12 protein-coding genes and 3 pseudogenes are annotated in these 16,077 nt (G+C 62.7%); 8 read left to right on the top strand and 7 right to left on the bottom strand.

The window, feature by feature from the left end:
• Window positions 1–876: 876 nt before the first annotated feature.
• Complete coding sequence (locus EDF69_RS10910) at window positions 877–1,224, bottom strand: DUF3088 domain-containing protein (RefSeq protein ID WP_132882052.1); 348 nt, start codon at window positions 1,222–1,224, stop codon at window positions 877–879.
• Window positions 1,225–1,408: 184 nt separating this feature from the next.
• Here EDF69_RS10910 and EDF69_RS10905 point away from each other — a divergent pair, with 184 nt between their 5' ends.
• Window positions 1,409–2,512 (top strand): IS630 family transposase, encoded by a 1,104-nt coding sequence (locus tag EDF69_RS10905; RefSeq protein ID WP_132884640.1) that lies wholly within the window; start codon window positions 1,409–1,411, stop codon window positions 2,510–2,512.
• A 358-nt stretch (window positions 2,513–2,870) separates the two neighbouring features.
• On the opposite strand, the gene EDF69_RS10900 is transcribed toward EDF69_RS10905, so the two are convergent.
• The gene (locus EDF69_RS10900) at window positions 2,871–3,209 is read right to left on the bottom strand and encodes a hypothetical protein (protein WP_132884628.1); all 339 of its coding nucleotides are present in this window, start codon (window positions 3,207–3,209) and stop codon (window positions 2,871–2,873) included.
• Between the two features lie 65 nt (window positions 3,210–3,274).
• On the bottom strand, window positions 3,275–4,351 hold the full coding sequence (locus EDF69_RS19905) for a GDSL-type esterase/lipase family protein (protein ID WP_165890092.1): 1,077 nt from the start codon (window positions 4,349–4,351) through the stop codon (window positions 3,275–3,277).
• Between the two features lie 251 nt (window positions 4,352–4,602).
• Here EDF69_RS19905 and EDF69_RS10890 point away from each other — a divergent pair, with 251 nt between their 5' ends.
• Both EDF69_RS10890 and EDF69_RS10885 read left to right on the top strand, forming a co-directional pair.
• Window positions 4,603–5,301 (top strand): acyltransferase family protein, encoded by a 699-nt coding sequence (locus EDF69_RS10890; RefSeq protein WP_204991366.1) that lies wholly within the window; start codon window positions 4,603–4,605, stop codon window positions 5,299–5,301.
• A gap of 24 nt (window positions 5,302–5,325) precedes the next feature.
• Window positions 5,326–5,670: pseudogene (locus EDF69_RS10885) on the top strand (transposase); the annotation flags it as partial.
• A gap of 235 nt (window positions 5,671–5,905) precedes the next feature.
• Here the strand turns inward: EDF69_RS10885 and EDF69_RS10880 are convergent.
• Complete coding sequence (locus EDF69_RS10880; RefSeq protein ID WP_132884636.1) at window positions 5,906–6,931, bottom strand: IS110 family transposase; 1,026 nt, start codon at window positions 6,929–6,931, stop codon at window positions 5,906–5,908.
• Between the two features lie 67 nt (window positions 6,932–6,998).
• Between EDF69_RS10880 and EDF69_RS10875 the strand changes: the two are divergent.
• Both EDF69_RS10875 and EDF69_RS10870 read left to right on the top strand, forming a co-directional pair.
• Window positions 6,999–7,436: pseudogene (locus EDF69_RS10875) on the top strand (IS5 family transposase); the annotation flags it as partial.
• Window positions 7,437–7,563: 127 nt separating this feature from the next.
• The gene (locus EDF69_RS10870) at window positions 7,564–8,037 is read left to right on the top strand and encodes an acyltransferase family protein (protein ID WP_132884641.1); all 474 of its coding nucleotides are present in this window, start codon (window positions 7,564–7,566) and stop codon (window positions 8,035–8,037) included.
• Between the two features lie 260 nt (window positions 8,038–8,297).
• On the opposite strand, the gene EDF69_RS19815 is transcribed toward EDF69_RS10870, so the two are convergent.
• The 3 genes from EDF69_RS19815 to istA form a co-directional block, all read right to left on the bottom strand.
• A complete protein-coding gene (locus tag EDF69_RS19815; protein ID WP_274611211.1) occupies window positions 8,298–8,432 on the bottom strand; it encodes a hypothetical protein in 135 nt (44 codons plus the stop codon).
• Window positions 8,433–8,555: 123 nt separating this feature from the next.
• Entirely contained in the window at window positions 8,556–9,389 is an 834-nt protein-coding gene (istB, locus tag EDF69_RS10865; RefSeq protein WP_204991410.1) for an IS21-like element helper ATPase IstB, read from the bottom strand.
• Between the two features lie 14 nt (window positions 9,390–9,403).
• On the bottom strand, window positions 9,404–10,891 hold the full coding sequence (istA, locus tag EDF69_RS10860; RefSeq protein ID WP_132884630.1) for an IS21 family transposase: 1,488 nt from the start codon (window positions 10,889–10,891) through the stop codon (window positions 9,404–9,406).
• Between the two features lie 80 nt (window positions 10,892–10,971).
• On the opposite strand from istA, the gene EDF69_RS10855 reads away from it, so the two are divergent.
• From EDF69_RS10855 to EDF69_RS10845, 3 genes and pseudogenes are all read left to right on the top strand, one after another.
• On the top strand, window positions 10,972–12,228 hold the full coding sequence (locus EDF69_RS10855) for a GH92 family glycosyl hydrolase (RefSeq protein WP_339538289.1): 1,257 nt from the start codon (window positions 10,972–10,974) through the stop codon (window positions 12,226–12,228).
• A gap of 23 nt (window positions 12,229–12,251) precedes the next feature.
• Window positions 12,252–13,682 carry a glycoside hydrolase family 125 protein gene (locus tag EDF69_RS10850; RefSeq protein WP_132884535.1) on the top strand — a complete coding sequence of 477 codons (1,431 nt, stop codon included), beginning with the start codon at window positions 12,252–12,254 and terminating at the stop codon, window positions 13,680–13,682.
• A gap of 16 nt (window positions 13,683–13,698) precedes the next feature.
• A pseudogene (locus EDF69_RS10845) lies at window positions 13,699–16,022 on the top strand (GH92 family glycosyl hydrolase).
• Window positions 16,023–16,077 lie beyond the last annotated feature (55 nt).

Genomic DNA, 16,077 nt, shown 5'->3' with positions numbered 1-16,077 from the left:
TTCATTCGCTTCTTTTGTCGTTGTGGTGCTAGCTTCTACGGCATTCCGCAGCTGCGCGTTGGACTGCTTCGACTTTGGTGACGGCAAACTCGCTCAGCGACGCGGTCATCGCCTGGTAGAGGTCGGGCGTCCGGGACCGTAGAGACGGTCCAACTAAGCATTGCGGAGATTTCTGACGGTGCTCTCGGGCGTCGTCGCGGGGGTGCTCGCTTCGTTGGCATGGGTGCGGGACAGCTTGCGAGCGCAGTCCACTTCTTCGCGGCGCCGCTATCGAGCCAGCTGGCGGTGACGCCCGTCACCTCTTCCTGCTTCTGCAGTTGATCGTCGTGTCGATCCCCCTCGCAGCGGCGGATCGGGAGGATCGGTAGTTTGACGGCGGCTATGGTCACCGTTGCCGAGTGGCGTCAGCTCTGCCAGTCCGCCAGCAGGCGGCACACAGAAAGGGACCTGCAGTGTTTCTGACGATCCTGGTGGCGGGTCTGGCGGAGCCGAGCCTGGCCGATAGCGTCCGGTCCTGCTCGGCGGCGGTGCATAGTGCCCAGCTTGAGGATGCGATCTACGCTTGTTCGCGACAAGCAGAGGAGGACACTGCTTGCGGCGCCGCCCTTGGGTTGGGGAGAACCGCGCCATTCGCGCTTCCGATGCTGCCCCCCGACAAAAGAGCCGCCGCTCTCGCTTATTTCGACGCCAGAGTTGCCGCCTGCATCGAACATGAGGAGGGCTTGTAGAAGCAGTGCTCGTGCACGCTGAGGCGATCAGGTTGTGAAGCCACCGGTGTCCGCCTCTGGCGTCTGGCTCCGGGCCGCAGCCGGTTCGGCGGACGGCGTGCCAACTCTTTTCGGAATCGAGCGGTGAAGCTGGTGCGCTCCTTCTTGATCATGGATGCGGGAACGGGATTCCGTGTCGGCGCGACAGCGCCTCTAGGATCGCATCTTTGCCTTGCACGAAGGCTTGTCCGTTATGGCTCCCGGTTGCTATTCGAGCGTCGGCATCATCGGCCAGCAGGAGGAGCGGGAGCGATTGGTTCTCGGCTCCGACCAACTCGACAACCGCCTGTCTCGGTCGGGCCCAGTCGACCCGGAGAACGTCGATACGCGTCGCCAGTGTAGGGAAGCTGACGAGGACGCCTTCCATCAGCGCACAGTGCCAGCAGTAGAAGCGTGTGCCTGACAAGGTCGGATCAACAAAGTCGGGCTTGATGATGATGAGTTTGTCTCGGTCCATCGGGAGCGCCTTTCTTCGTGGGGCCCTCCTTTAGCGCAAGGAAGTCGAACAGTCAGGGGTACGCGTCTAGTTTGGATCTAGCCGAAGGGGTGCGACGGCGGTGCCGCTCGACCGCACACTCTCTAGTCACCTGGAACTGAAGTAAGTCGCATTGTATGCTGGCTCCGCTGATGAGGAGCTTGGCATGGCGAACGCGGGCGGCCGACCGACGATGCCTCTGGTGTTGGAGGCGGAGGAGCGGGACTATCTGGAGCGGCAGGTTCGCCGGCGGCGGGTGTCTCGCTCGATGTCGGAGCGGTGCCGTATTATCCTTCGCTGTGCGGACGGTATTCAGAGCAAGGTTGTCGCTGCTGAGTTGGGCGTGCACGAGCACACAGTCGGTAAGTGGCGACGGCGCTTCCTGAAGGACCGAGTTGAGGGACTGATGGACGAGGCTCGGCCCGGACGACCGAGAACGATCGACGATGATCAGGTTGCTGCCGTGATCGAGCGCACACTCCGCTCCACGCCAACTGACGCGACCCACTGGTCGATACGCTCGATGGCGGGTGCGACCGGCTTCTCCCACACGACGATCCGGCGCATCTGGTCGGCCTTTGGGCTGCAACCGCATCGGTCGGAGACGTTCAAGCTGTCGAGCGATCCCCTGTTCGTGGAAAAGGTCCGCGACATTGTCGGGCTCTATCTCTCCCCGCCTAACCGCGCGTTGGTGCTCAGCGTCGACGAGAAGAGCCAGATCCAGGCGCTCGATCGAGAGCAGCCGGTCCTGCCGATGATGCCAGGAGTACCCGAGCGGCGCACTCACAGTTACGTCCGTCACGGCACGACCTCGCTGTTCGCAGCGCTCGACATCGCTTCGGGGTTCGTGATCGGCAAATGCTACAAGCGTCATCGCGCCGCCGAGTTTCTGGACTTCCTTAAGCAGATCGACGCCCAGGTGCCGCCCGATCTCGATGTCCACATCATCATGGACAATTACGCGACCCACAAAACCGCGCTCGTCCGGGCCTGGCTCGCCCGCAGGCCGCACTATCATGTGCATTTCACGCCGACTTCGGCTTCGTGGATCAACCAGGTCGAGCGCTGGTTTGCCGAACTTACCCGCAAGCAACTGCGCCGCGGCGTCCATACCTCCACCAATCAGCTCGAGCAGGACATCCGTGCCTTCATCGAGCGCCACAACGAGAACCCGAAGCCCTACCGATGGACCAAGTCCGCCGACGAGATACTCGCCTCCGTAAAGCGCTTCTGCCAAGCCGCAGACCGTACGTTATGCGGCGAACTTTAGATTCAGGTGACTAGGAACCAGGTCTTCGGCGGTGTCTGCCGGAGCGAGCCGGAGGGTACCTCCACCTGGAGCCGCTGAAAATGAGTGGTTAGCGGCCGTTCCCCTGAGGCAGGAAAGGTCGACTATTTACCACGCGCTTCCGCCGAAGCCATATTCCGCGGGCGGTCAGCAGCGCTGCTATAGGGATGACGATCCACGTATCGCGGACCGTAGAGGCGCCGTGTAGAAACCAAGCAAGCGCCACGCTCGCGCAATCGAAAACACGGCTAAAGCAAATGCGACAAGGTCCCATTCGCGCGGTGGCACGAAGCGGCCATTGACGTCTCTGAAGCGGCTCATAGGGGAAAGCATGGCAACATTAGCCGACGGCCGCAATTGGGCGTTTACTGTCGTTCAAGATGGACAGGGTTAACAACATCAGGCTGACCAGGACGATCAACCACCCGCCGACACAACCGGGGCCGTCCACGCCATATCGAATAAATCCGATGCCTAAACCAAATTGGCTGAGCAAAGTGACCCGTTTGAGCATCCACTCAGATAGCGCAGGGCTGACGTCCCACAATGGGCGTTTGCTGCCGTCCGCCCGCGACAGCCCAGGTTTGAAGGGGGCCTCAAGCACGGCATAACAGCATATGGTGGTGTCGCCGGCGGGCGCCGGGTGCGCGTCGGAGAAGATGCCGGGCAGGACGATCACGCACTGGATGTCGCCCTGGGGCGAGAGCGTCCCCTGAGCAGGCGGCGCTTCCGGTTATTCTCAGTTCACAGGTCCATGCCCCACAGCAGCGTGTCGATCAGCCCGCGGTTGAGCGTTCGCGCACCACTAGGGTTGAGGTGCTTGGCATCGTCCCAGAGTCTCGGTTCCCGCGGCCCCATAGCGGCACGCGCGTTGTAGAACTCCGTCCGCCGGGCGTTCTCCGGGGCGGTGGCCAACTCGTAGGCCGCTTCCGTGTAGGGAGCGAGCGCAGTCGAACGCGCCGCCGCACTGTTCTCCGGAGAGGGGACAAGGACGAAGATCGTGTGTGGTGAGACCCTCCAGATGCGGTTCATTGCGATCTGTAAGTTCGCTTTGAACTTCGCCTTGCTTATTAGATGTGCCGCGTCATTCGTTCCAACAAGCAAGAAGATGATGTGCGGCAGAAGCCTCGACCAGTAAGGCGCTCCAAATTCCGCCATTTGAGCGAGGTCGACGGACGTAGCGCCGCCATTGCCAATCTTGCTGACCTCAAGGCCCTTAACATCGCGGGTCGCGTAGAAGCCGTAAACCACGACGGTGCCGGTGTTGCCCTTCGTGTCGACCTCCAAGTCGTGGATCCCATCGGCCAGCCCAGCGATGGCCACGGACCTGATGGCGTCGGTCCCGCTACCCTTCATGGCCGCCCATGGGCCCCCGTCAACTCGATACCGGAAAGATCCGAGAGTATCACGATAGAAGATCTGCAAGGTTTGGGTTCGAAGATTTCCGATACGTACAGTCGCGTCGGAACGCGTCGTGAATATGTTGAACCCATCGGCGGCGGCGCCAAAGCTGGAATATTCCGCGCCTGGAACCAACCCGCCATGATCGACGGTGACCCACCCGTCTGAACCCAGCCCGGCGTTATTCGACATGCTCGCCCGCGGGAGTTTAGTGAAGGCGACGCGATCAAGGTTATAAACCGGTGGCCTTTTCCCGGAGCGATAATCGCTGTTCACGCTGATCCAGCCATGACCTGATATCTCGAGCGCGGACCCGACGATGTCCTTGAATGCCTCAGGTACGTCTACTCGTTCGGCCCAACTATCACCCCAGAAAGCGACCCGAATGACGTTCCGATCTCGCTGCTTGTTCTCTTTCACTAGCTTGCGGAATCGATCCAGGCAGGAACCGTCCGTTGCGACTGGGATTGAAGGCGTAGCTCCTTGATTGGCCCCGTGAACGATGCCCGGGGCAGCTGAAGCGCTGCTCATCTTGAACAGAGGAGTTGATCTCGCTGCTTCGACCCACGGCACGACTGGAGCGGCAAAACAAGCGATTGCGGAGGCGCAAACCAGGGCTCGTTGGAGGTTCATCAAAAAATTGCCTTACTCCTGCAGAAGCGATGCTCGCGGTGGCATACAAGCGTAGCGACCACCGTAAGTTTCCCTTACAGGCCTGCCGGTTCGCGATTCAAAAGCCATGCCGGATTGCCTGGTCGAGCCGCGTGGCGGGGGGGTATATGATGATAGCTTACGCGAAGTCGCTGTTGCTGCCAAAGGACATTCACAAGCGAAACTTTGGCCTCGATGTCTTACGCGCTTGCGCCATCCTCTTCGTCCTTTTCTCTCATGGGCGGCATCTCGTTGAGCATCAGTTTCCAGCCCTTGAGGGTCTCTTTGTGTTTGGCTACCTCGGCGTAGAAATTTTCTTCGTTCTGTCTGGGTTCCTGATCGGCGGTATCGCCATCAATCAGATAAACGAACTCAGTACCTCGGCAGACGTCAAGAACTTTTGGATCAGAAGATGGTTCAGAACTGTTCCTGTGTATCTGGTATGGCTACTTATCCAAATTCCGCCGTGGATCTTTGACGGCGGTAGTGTCAGCGACTTCTTGCCGTACTTCGTCTTTGCGCAGACACTGTATTGGCCGGTGCAGCCCTATCCGTTTAACGTTTCCTGGAGTCTCGCAGTAGAGGAATGGTTCTACATCATCTTCCCGCTTGTGCTGCTAGCAGCTTGTATAATACTAAAAGATCGAAGGAGGGGTTTGGTCGCAGCGTTAGTGGTCCTCCTAGGGTCAGGACCCATTGATGTGAGCGTCGCGATCTGATTCAGGCTCCGCAAGGAGACCGGGATGAGTGACCTGTTTTGGCTGACGAACGAGCAGATGGAGCGGCTGCGGCCGTTCTTTCCCAAGAGCCACGGGAGGCCGAGGGTAGACGATCGGCGGGTGCTGAGTGGCATCGTATTCGTCAATCGCAACGGGCTGCGCTGGCGAGATGCACCCGGCGAGTACGGCCCGCACAAGACGCTGTACAATCGGTGGAAGCGTTGGGGCGAGGCCGGTGTGTTCACGCGAATGATGGAAGGTCTGGCTGCAGCCGGCGCCGAGCCGCAGACGGTCATGATCGACGCAACCTACCTGAAGGCTCACCGCACGGCATCGAGCCTGCGGGTTAAAACGTATGGCTCGCCCCGTCGGCAAGCGGTTTGTGTCTGATGTTCTGAGCAGTCTGCGAAAACGTATCCGGCCTTCCAACACGAGGTTGTTGGCCAAGATGGAGATCCGCGCGTCCTGGTCCTCATAAAGGGGCCGGCATCGAGTGCCATTTTTAGCCATAGGGTTCCGGGACACCGGTCGACTGTCAGGCCATCTTTCACTCACCTCCCGCAGACATCATTTAGCTGGCGCAAGGCGCGCCGGCCGAGCTTGTTCAGGCTGCTTGTGCAACCGGATCGTAGGTGCGCTCGTGTCGCAGCAGCGCCCACACGATACGCGCCATCTTGGCGGCCAATGCCACCACGACGGTGTTGTGATGAGAACGTGAGAGGAGACCGCGCAGCCAGGCGCCAAGTCGCGTATCGCTCTTGCTCATGACCGGCAGGGACGCACGCGCACCTTGGATCAGGTTCTTGCGCAGGTAACGGCTCCCACGTTTGGTGATACCGAGCAACCGCGGCTTGCCTCCGGTCGTTGCCTGCCGCGGCACCAAGCCCAGCCATGCGGCAAGGTCGCGCCCGCGCCCGAAGGTCCGGGCATCCCCGATCGCTGCCACCAGCGCAGTGGCATTAAGCGCACCGATGCCGGGAATGGTCAGCAATCGCCGTGTCCGTTCATCCGCCCGAGCCGCATCGGTGAACTCGGCATCGAGATCTGCGATCCGTTCGTCGAGCGCGCTCCAGCGCAGGCGCATGTCGCTCACCAGCCGGTGAATGCGGGAGCCGAGTACCGGTTCGTCACCATCCAGCATCTCACCCAGCCGAAGGGCAAGCTTTGCACGCCCCTGTGGGACGATGTAACCGCGTTCGAGGAGGAGGCTCCTGATCTGGTTCATCAGGGAGGTGCGGTCTCCGACAAGCTGGTCACGGATACGATGGAGCGTCTGCATGTCGAGTTGCTCCTCGGTCTTTAGCTCGACAAACCGCATAGTCGGCCGTGTCGCCGCCTCGGCGATCGCCTCGGCATCACGATCATCGTTTTTCTGCGCCTTGACGTAAGGGCGGACGTATTCCGGCGACATCAATCGTACCGCATGGCCTTGTCGCGCCAAGGCACGTCCCATGTGATGCGCACCGCAGCAGGCCTCCATCGCCACAACGCAGGCCGGCAAGGTCGCCGCGTAGGTGATGACTGTCTCGCGCCGCATTCGTCGGCGGACGACAACCTTGCCAATTGCGTCCAGCCCAACCACGCTGCAGCTGTTCTTGCCAAGATCGATCCCGAGCACAGAAATGTCCATGACCTTCGCTCCTTCCGCAAACGACCCGCTGTCGTGAAGCAACAACGGTTCAGATAAGGGGCGAGCCATCCATAAAGGGGATCTTGGCCGCCTGATCGGCCGCACCAAAGGCGGCATGAACACCAAGCTTCACGCCATCGCCGATGCGAACGGGCGCCCCTTGAGCTTCTTCATGACCGCGGGCCAGGTCAGCGACTACACCGGCGCGGCAGCGCTACTCGATGACATGCCGAAGGCGCAGTGGCTGCTTGGTGATCGCGGCTACGACGCCGACTGGTTCAGGGACGCCCTCCAGGCTAAAGGCATCCAACCCTGCATCCCAGGCCGCAGGTCGCGCAACGAACCGATCCGGTACGACAAGCGCCGCTATCGGCGTCGCAGCCGCATCGAGATCATGTTCGGCCGCCTCAAGGACTGGCGCCGGGTCGCTACCCGCTACGACCGCTGCCCCACCGCCTTCTTCTCCGCAATCGCCCTCGCTGCCACCGTCATCTTCTGGCTGTGATCAACGAGTCCTGACCCTAACGCTTCCGCTGGCTCTGCGTCTCTTCTATGCGATTGAGCTCGGAGCCGTTTGGGGTCCTACCATTCGGAACACGACTATCGTCAGGCTGGATGCCATCGCATATGGCGTGATTGCTGCTGCTGTTCTCCGATACGCCCCGGCGGCGTGGCACAGATATGGTAAGGTCGCGTTGGGAGTGGGGCTTTTGATGCTGGTTGCGAGTGCTGTCTACATCCAGAACGTAGACTACACGACCGATCTTTTTGCTCGCACGTTGCTGTTCAATGTGGTTTCAATAGGCGCGATGTTGTGCCTCCCATCTGTGCGTGCTTTGAGGCGGCCCAAGTCCCCCGTCGTGGTCTGGGTGATCACAATGACCAGCGTTCTTAGCTACTCGGCTTATCTTTGTCACTGGATGATCTTGATGGCACTTGAGATGGTGCAGCGGCATCTTCCAGGTACGCTGGTGATCGCTGCTCTTCTTAGTTGCGTGTTTGTTGGTAGTGTGATTGTAGTATCGGCTCTCAGCTACATGCTTGTCGAGGTGCCATTTCTGCGCCTGAGGGACCGGTTAAGCCGGCCTGAAGCCCACCAAATTTGACCGTATGAGCGGAGGCGGCGGCGACTTCTATCGCCGCCCTTCAGACCTGCCGGAGTCGGATACTACGGCGTGCTGTATATCCTCTTGAGCAAGGATCCGGCAGCCGCGATCTCACCCCCGTCGGCAGTGTCGAGGAGTGCCCCGGACTCGCCCGAGACTTCGTAGCCGGTGTTTTGGCAGCCGAGATCGGATAGCGGGGCGCGGATCACAGCACTTCGGCTGCGACGGCCCTCGTCGTGGCTGAGCGAGTTGAGCGCTGCTTACAAGCGCCCCAGGGCCTGTTCGGCATAGTTGATCGTGCCGCCCGAAAAGTGAAAGCCGATGGTGCTGTCGCGCTGACCGCGCATCACATGCCACAACCGCGTTCGCCGGCGGGACGCGAGCGTGCGTGTCAACGGCGGAGCAAAACCAGGCCAGCGGGGCGGAGTAAAAGCAGGCCACTTGAGGCGCGCGCTGACGATATGAAAAGGGCCCCGATCGGGGCCCTTTTCATATCGTTGCCGTCCTCGGCCTGATGGTCAGGAAGATAATATCTCACCGGTGTCCGGGTCGGACAGGGCACTGGCCTGGTTTTGCTCCGCCCCGCGACGTTTGCGTCCGGTGGACTGCTTGAGGCGATAGCTGTCGCCGTTCATGGTCAGGATGGTGGCATGGTGGGTGAGCCGGTCGAGCAGTGCGCCGGTCAGCCGCTCGGAGGCGAGCACCTGCGTCCAGTCCTCGAACGGCAGGTTGGAGGTGATGATGGTCGAGCCGCGCTCGTAGCGCTGCGACAGCACCTCGAAGAGCAGTTCGGCGCCGGTCGGGGACAACGGGACGTAGCCGAGTTCATCGACGACGAGCAGCTTCACGGCCGCCATCTCGCGTTGGAGCTTGAGCAGCCGTCGCTCGTCTCGCGCCTCCATCAACTGGTTCACCAGCGAGGCCGCGGTAGTGAAGGCGACTGTGAAGCCCTTCTGGCAAGCCGCCAGGCCGAGCGCGAGGGCTACATGCGTCTTGCCTGTCCCGCTGTTGCCGAGCGCAATGACGTTCTCGCGGCGCAGGATATATTCGCACCGTGCGAGCTCGACCACCATCATCTTGTTCAGGCTGGGGATGGCGGTGAACTCGAAGGTGTCGAAGCTCTTCACAGCCGGGAAACGGGCTGCGCGGATCCGTCGCTCGATGGTCCGGCGCTCGCGGTCGATGAGCTCCAACTCGATAAGCCGCAACAGGTAGCGCGTGTGGTCGACCCCGCCTTGCGCGCATTCGCGCGCGACCTTTTCGTACTCGCGCAGAACGGTTGGCAGTTTGAGTTGTTTGAGATGATGGGCGAGCAGCACCTGTGGCGTACCTGCGGTCGTGCCCACCGGCATGGCGTCCTTGTCCGTCATGCTGCCAGCACCGCATAGTCGGCCGCGCACGTCGTTTTGACGTCCATCTTGGGCACGTGCGGATACGCCGCTAAATCCAGGCGCGGCGGACGGCGCTCGATACGCGCCAGCGCGATGAGTTTTACCGCGTCAAAACCAGGTGCGCCCAACTGGACTGCCTCGGTCACGGCATCCGTGACGATGGGAAGCGGCATCGCCTCGAGCAGCCGCAGCACCTGGATGAACTCGCGTTTACCCTTGTTGCCCATCCGGGCCTCGAGCAGGTGGCGCAGATGCTGGAAGATGTCCGGCAGGTTCCAGTCCTGAAGGGCTGCCGCCTGGTCGAGCGCACCGGGCTTGGTCTCGATGAGCGCGAGATAGTGCAGTGGGTTGGAGACGAATACGCCTTCGTCGTAGCAACGCGCGTGCCGGGCAATCTCTTCGCCCGCGCATATGATGACGACCTCGTCGACGAACCCCTTCACCATCACGTCGCGGTAGCCGTACGCGGTCGGCACCGAATAGTCGTTGGTCCGGTAGCGCACCATCGCGGTCGACGACACGCGCGCCGCGCGTTTCTCGCATGGCTCCAGTGGTACGGACGGCAGCGTGCGCAATGCCGATACGTCTGCCGCCAGCCGCTCGGCAATGGTCTGCGCGTGCTGACCGGCATGCTCGCCCTGGCGCGTACGGCAGGACTCCTCGAACCTGGCGTTCAGGACATCGAAATTGGCAGCGACCGGCACGGGCACCATGAAGTTGTTGCGCGCAAACTTCACCAGCCCCTCGACCTTGCCTTTGTCGTTGCCTCGCGCTGGACGCGCAAAACGGTCCTGAAACAGGTAGTGGCTGACCAACTCGGTGAAGGCGCGTGTGCGCTCGCGCGTTCCATCGCCGCAGATCTTTGCCACGGCGATGGTTGTGTTGTCGTAGAGGATGGACAGCGGCACGCCCCCGAAGAACGCGAATGCCGACACGTGCCCGTCAAGAAACGCCTCGGTCGTCTCGCGCGGATACGCCTTGAAGAAGCAGGCATCCGACTGCGGCAGCGACATGCAGAAATAGTGGATCTTCATCCGCTCCCCGCCGACGACCGCGACCGCCTCGCCAAAGTCGACCTGTGCATGCCCCGGCGGGTGCGCCAGCGGCACGAAGGTCTCGCGCCCGCGGGCCCTGCACAGCCGCACATGGTCCTTCACCATCGTGTAGCCGCCCGTATAGCCATGCTCGTCGCGCAGCCGCTCAAAGATCCGCTTGGCCGTGTGCTGCTGCTTGCCCGGCGCCTCGCGGTCGGCTGCCAGGATTGCGTCGATAACCGGTAGCAGCGTCCCGAGCTTCGGCTTGGTCGGAGGTTTCGTCCGGCGGTATCCAGGAGGCGCCGAATACAGGCACATCTTGCGTACCGTATCCCGGTTCAGCCCGAACACCTCCGCCGCTTCCCGGCGACTATGCCCCTCGACAAATACAAACCGTCTGACCGCTGCGTAGCTCTCCACGACAAACATCCCCGCCGCTCCGCAAAGGGAGCAGCTTACCAACTGGCCGGATTTTACTCCGCCCCCGACGGCACTGCGCCGGCGGTCCTGTGGCCTGGTTTGTCACCGCCCTTCACACCTGGTTTGCGCTGATGTATCCGGAGCGTGATGGCGAGATCATGCAGGGGCTCGTCAACACGTACAAGGAGTCGGGCTGGCTTCCGGAGTGGGCTAGCCCAGGGCACCGCAACGTGATGATCGGGTCGAACTCGGCCAACCTGATTGCCGACGCCTATCTGAACGGCGTGCGCGGCTTCGACGTGGAGACGCTGTACGAGGCGATGGTCAAGAACGCGACCACGTCCGAAGGACGGCCGCGGGACAAGCGCGGGAATGTCGTGAACGCCGTCGGCCGGGAGGGTGTCGAATACTACAACCGCCTAGGCTATGTGCCGTATGACGTTGGCATCAACGAGAATGCTGCCCGGACGCTGGAATATGCGACCGCCGACTTCTCGCTGTCGCGATTGGCGCAGGCGCTCGGCAAGACCGAGGACGCCCGGAAGTACGCGCAACAGGCGCAGAACTATCGCAAGCTGTTCGACGCGCAGAGCGGATGGATGCGCGGCCGCAACCAGGACGGCAGCTGGTCCACGCCGTTCAACCCGTACAAGTGGGGCGACGCCTTCACCGAAGGGAATTCGGTGCACTACAGCTGGTCGGTGATGCAGGACGTGCAGGGGCTGGTCGACCTGATGGGCGGCGACCAGAAGTTCGTCGACCGGCTCGACTCTGTTTTCACAACGCCGCCGGTATTCGACGACAGCTATTACGGCCAGGTGATCCACGAGATCCGCGAGATGCAGATCGTGAACATGGGCCAATATGCCCACGGCAATCAGCCGATCCAGCACATGCCCTATCTCTATGACTGGGCAGGTGCGCCGTGGAAGACGCAGTACCACGTTCGCGACGTGCTCAAGAAGCTCTACTCCTCGGCGCCGGACGGCTATCCCGGGGACGAGGACAATGGCCAGACCTCGGCCTGGTACGTCTTCTCGGCGCTCGGCTTCTATCCGGTCACGCCCGCGGTGGGCGAATATGCGATTGGCAGCCCGCTGTTCCGCACGGTCCGGCTGACGATGCCGAACGGCAAGGTGCTGACCATCGAGGCCGTGAACAACAGTGCGGAGAACGTCTACATCCAGTCCGCGACCTTCAACGGCAAGCCGCACGACAAGGCTTGGCTGTCGCGCGAGGCGCTGCAGCAGGGCGGCACCCTGCGCTTCGTGCTGGGGGCCAAGCCGAACAAGGCTTGGGCGAGCGGCAAGGCGGCTGCTCCCTTCTCCATGAGCGCGCCGAAATAAGCAGGATGAGCAAGGATATGCAGATGACCCTGGGTCGACGCGACGTGATGATGGGCGCCGGAGCGATCGCACTCGCAGCTGCCGTTCCGGCAGGCGCACAGGGCACGAAGTTCGTGAGCAAGCGTCCGCCGCGGGCGCAGCGGCGCTTCGTGAGCACCGCGGTGGAGGCGGAGATCCGCCGGGTGAAGGCAAAGATCGCGGACCCCGAACTCGCCTGGCTGTTCGAGAACTGCTACCCGAACACGCTCGACACCACGGTTCAGACCGGCGTCTTGGACGGGAAGCCGGACACCTTCGTCATCACCGGCGACATCGACGCGATGTGGCTGCGCGACAGCTCCGCACAGCTCCAGACCTATGTGCATCTGGCGAACAAGGATGCCGGGCTGCGCCGTATGTTCGTCGGCGCCATCCAGCGTCAGGCGCGCTGCATCCTGGTCGATCCCTATGCCAACGCGTTCATGCGCGACACCACGGCAAAGTCGAACCTGGGCGCGCGCGACGACATGACCGAGATGAAGCCGGGCGTCGCGGAGCGGAAGTGGGAGATCGACTCCCTTTGCTATCCGATGCGCTTTGCCCAGTCTTATTGGTCGGTCACCCGCGACAAGACGCCGTTCGACGACTTTTGGGCGCGCGGGATGATGAAGGCGGTCGCCACGCTCAAGGAGCAGCAGCGGCTCGAGGGGCCGGGACCATATCGCTTCCAGAGGAACCATCCATCGCCGACCGAGACGCTGATGTTCGACGGCTATGGCGCGCCGACGCGCAAGGTCGGGCTGATCCACTCCGGCTTCCGTCCCTCCGACGACGCCTGCGTCTTCCCCTTCCTGATCCCGTCCAACCTGTTCGCGGTGTCTGCGCTGACGATGCTGGCGACGGTGCTGAAGGAGGCGAGGGGGGATGCCGCAGGTGCGGCCGATTGCCTGGCGCTCGCCGCCAGCGTGCGCCAGGCGCTCGACCTGCACGGCAAGATGCCGGACGGCGAAGGCGGCCAGGTCTGGGCCTATGAGGTCAATGGCTTTGGCGATGCGATCTTCATGGACGACGCGAACGTCCCGAGCCTTTCGGCGCTGCCGCTGTTGGGTGCCGCCGATCGCAAGGATCCGCTGTTCCGGCGCACGGCGAAGCTCGCCTGGAGCCCGCGCAATCCGTATTTCTTCGAGGGTACGGCAGCCAAGGGGATCGGCGGTCCGCACATCGGCATGGACATGATCTGGCCGATGTCGATCATCACCCACGCCTTCAACAGCGACGACGAGGCCGAGATCCGTCAGTGCCTCACGTGGCTCAAGACGACGCACGGCGGAACGGGCTTCATGCACGAGAGCTTCCACAAGGATAATCCTGCGAAGTTCACGCGCAGCTGGTTCGCTTGGGTCAACGGCTTGTTTGGCGACCTGATCCTAGACCTGGAGCGCCGCAAGCCCGCGCTCCTCGCCAGCCGCTACTGATCCCGAGGACGTTGCAATGATCGTTACCAATCGCCGGAAGATGCTCGCTGGCAGTGGTCTCGCTGCATTGGGCGGCGCCATGCCGGGCGTCGGCTGGGCACAGGCGCCCGCCGCCGGAAAGGCGGATGTGTTCGTCGGCACCGGGGGCACGGCCATACCTTTCCAGGCGCGTCGCTGCCGTTCGGGATGGCGCAGTTGAGCCCGGACACCGACAACTCCCGCTGGGACGCGTGCTCCGGCTATCACCGGACCGATGGCTCGATCATGGGGTTCAGCCACACGCACCTGTCGGGCACCGGCATCGGCGACATGCTCGACGTCCTGGTGGTGCCCACGCGCGGACCGCTCAAGCTCACGCCGGGCAAGCTCGGCGATGCGGACCTCGGCTATCGGCAGCGCTTCTCCGATGAATATGCGGAGCCCGGCTATTATCGGGTTCGCCTCGAATCCGGGGTGCTGAGCGAGCTCACGGTGACCGAGCGGTGCGGCATCAGCCGCCATCGCTTCCCCGCTGGCCCGGCCCACATCCTCATCGATTTCACGCACATGATCCTCGATGTCTGGGACAAGGGGGTGCTGCTCGAGAATGCCTCGCTCGCCTGGGGTCCCGACGGCGTGCTGACCGGCAGCCGGCAGGTCAACCGCTGGGCCAAGGGGCGCCACATCCACTTCGCGATGCAGCTTTCGCGCACGCCCGATCGCATCGAGTTCTTCGGAGACGACGACAAGCCCGCCCCACAGGGGGCAAGCGGCGTCACGGGCGGCAAGCTGAAGGTCGCGCTGTTCTTCGACAACGCCGGCGGCGATCCGATCCTGATCAAGACGGGCCTTTCGGCGGTCGCGCAGGAGGGTGCGCGGGCGGCGCTGGCGGCCGAGGTTCCGGGCTGGGACTTCGACGGCATCTGCGCCAAGGCGCGCAAGACCTGGGCAAACGAGTTGCAGCGCGTGCGGGTGAAGGGCGGCACCGAAGCGCAACGCACGATCCTGACGAGCGCGCTCTACCATGCGTTTCTGGCGCCGACGCTCTTCACGGATCGGGACGGCCGCTATGTCGGCCTCGATCGGCAGGTGCATCAGACCAGCGCGGACTCGCCGGCGTTCAGCACCTACTCGCTCTGGGACACCTATCGCGCGCTGCACCCGCTGATGACGCTGGTTCAGCCGGAACGTGCCGCGATGTTCACCCGCGACCTGATCCGACAGACCGCCCAGAGCCCCTATGGTCCTCCCGTATGGCCGCTCCAGGGGGTGGAGACGGGCTGTATGATCGGCTGGCACTCGGTCTCGGTGATGGCCGAAGCCAAGGTCAAGGGGATCGAGGCCGACTATGCGGCTGCCTGGCCGAACATCCGGCGGCGGGCGTTCGATCCCAGCTTCAAGGACAGCGACGCTTCGCTTGGCCGCGAGCATTACTACCAGCTCGGCTACATTCCCGCCGACAAGGTGTGGGAGTCGGTCAGCCGCACGCAGGAATATGCGTACGACGACTGGGCGATGGCGGTCCTCGCCGAGGCAGCGGGTGCGGCGGAGGACGCCAAGGCCCTGCGTGCGCGGAGCCGCAACTACCGCAACGTGCTGGACGCCTCGATCGGCTTTGCCCGGCCGAAGTTCTCCGATGGCACGTGGTGGGAGGCGTACGATCCCGTCCAGATCGGGCACATGCCCAAGGCCTGGTGGCGGGACTATACCGAGGCGAACGGCTGGCAGGCAACCTTCCTGAACCAGCACGACGTCTACGGCTTGATCGAGCACTTCGGCGGGGATGCAGCGTTCGAGAAGAAGCTCGACAGCTTCTTCAACGCGCCTTCGACCCTGCCGGACAATGCGCCGCCCGACATCTCCGGGCTGGTCGGGCAATATGCCCATGGCAATGAGCCTACGCACCACGCGGCCTATCTCTACGCCTTTGCAGGCGCGCCGTGGAAGACCCAGGCGATGATGCGCCGGCTGCTGACCGAAATGTACAAGGACGATCCGGACGGAGTGATCGGCAACGATGACTGCGGACAGATGAGCGCGTGGTTCGTGTTCAGTGCGCTCGGCTTCTATCCGGTCGACCCGGTGAGTGCCCTCTACGTCTTCGGCTCGCCCCTGTTCGACGAGGCGGAAGTCTCGGTCGGGAAGGGCCGAACGCTACGGGTGCGGGCGACCGGTAACGGGCCGGGGAACCCTTATGTCCAATCGGTGCGCTGGAACGGCAGGCGCTGGATGCGCAACTGGATCTCGCATGCGGACCTGGCGCGGGGCGGCACGCTGGAGTTCGTGATGGGACCCAAGCCCTCTCGCTTCGGGGTCGCGAAGCAAGACCGGCCGCCTTCCTTCGGACGCAACGCACTCTAACAAAAAGTCCCCGGAAGATGCGGACATCTTCCGGGGCAATGTTGCCGCTGGGCAA

It is taken from the genome of Sphingomonas sp. JUb134, assembly GCF_004341505.2.
In the GTDB taxonomy this organism is placed as follows: domain Bacteria; phylum Pseudomonadota; class Alphaproteobacteria; order Sphingomonadales; family Sphingomonadaceae; genus Sphingomonas.
This window is presented reverse-complemented; position numbering and strand designations above follow the sequence as displayed.

Excerpts from the sequence above, each read along its gene's own strand:
- EDF69_RS10905 (WP_132884640.1), top strand. The coding sequence starts at position 1,409 with ATGGCGAACGCGGGCGGCCGACCGACGATGCCTCTGGTGTTGGAGGCG.
- EDF69_RS10850 (WP_132884535.1), top strand. The coding sequence starts at position 12,252 with ATGACCCTGGGTCGACGCGACGTGATGATGGGCGCCGGAGCGATCGCA.
- EDF69_RS10880 (WP_132884636.1), bottom strand. The coding sequence starts at position 6,931 with ATGGACATTTCTGTGCTCGGGATCGATCTTGGCAAGAACAGCTGCAGC.
- istA (WP_132884630.1), bottom strand. The coding sequence starts at position 10,891 with ATGTTTGTCGTGGAGAGCTACGCAGCGGTCAGACGGTTTGTATTTGTC.
- EDF69_RS10910 (WP_132882052.1), bottom strand. The coding sequence starts at position 1,224 with ATGGACCGAGACAAACTCATCATCATCAAGCCCGACTTTGTTGATCCG.
- istB (WP_204991410.1), bottom strand. The coding sequence starts at position 9,389 with ATGCCGGTGGGCACGACCGCAGGTACGCCACAGGTGCTGCTCGCCCAT.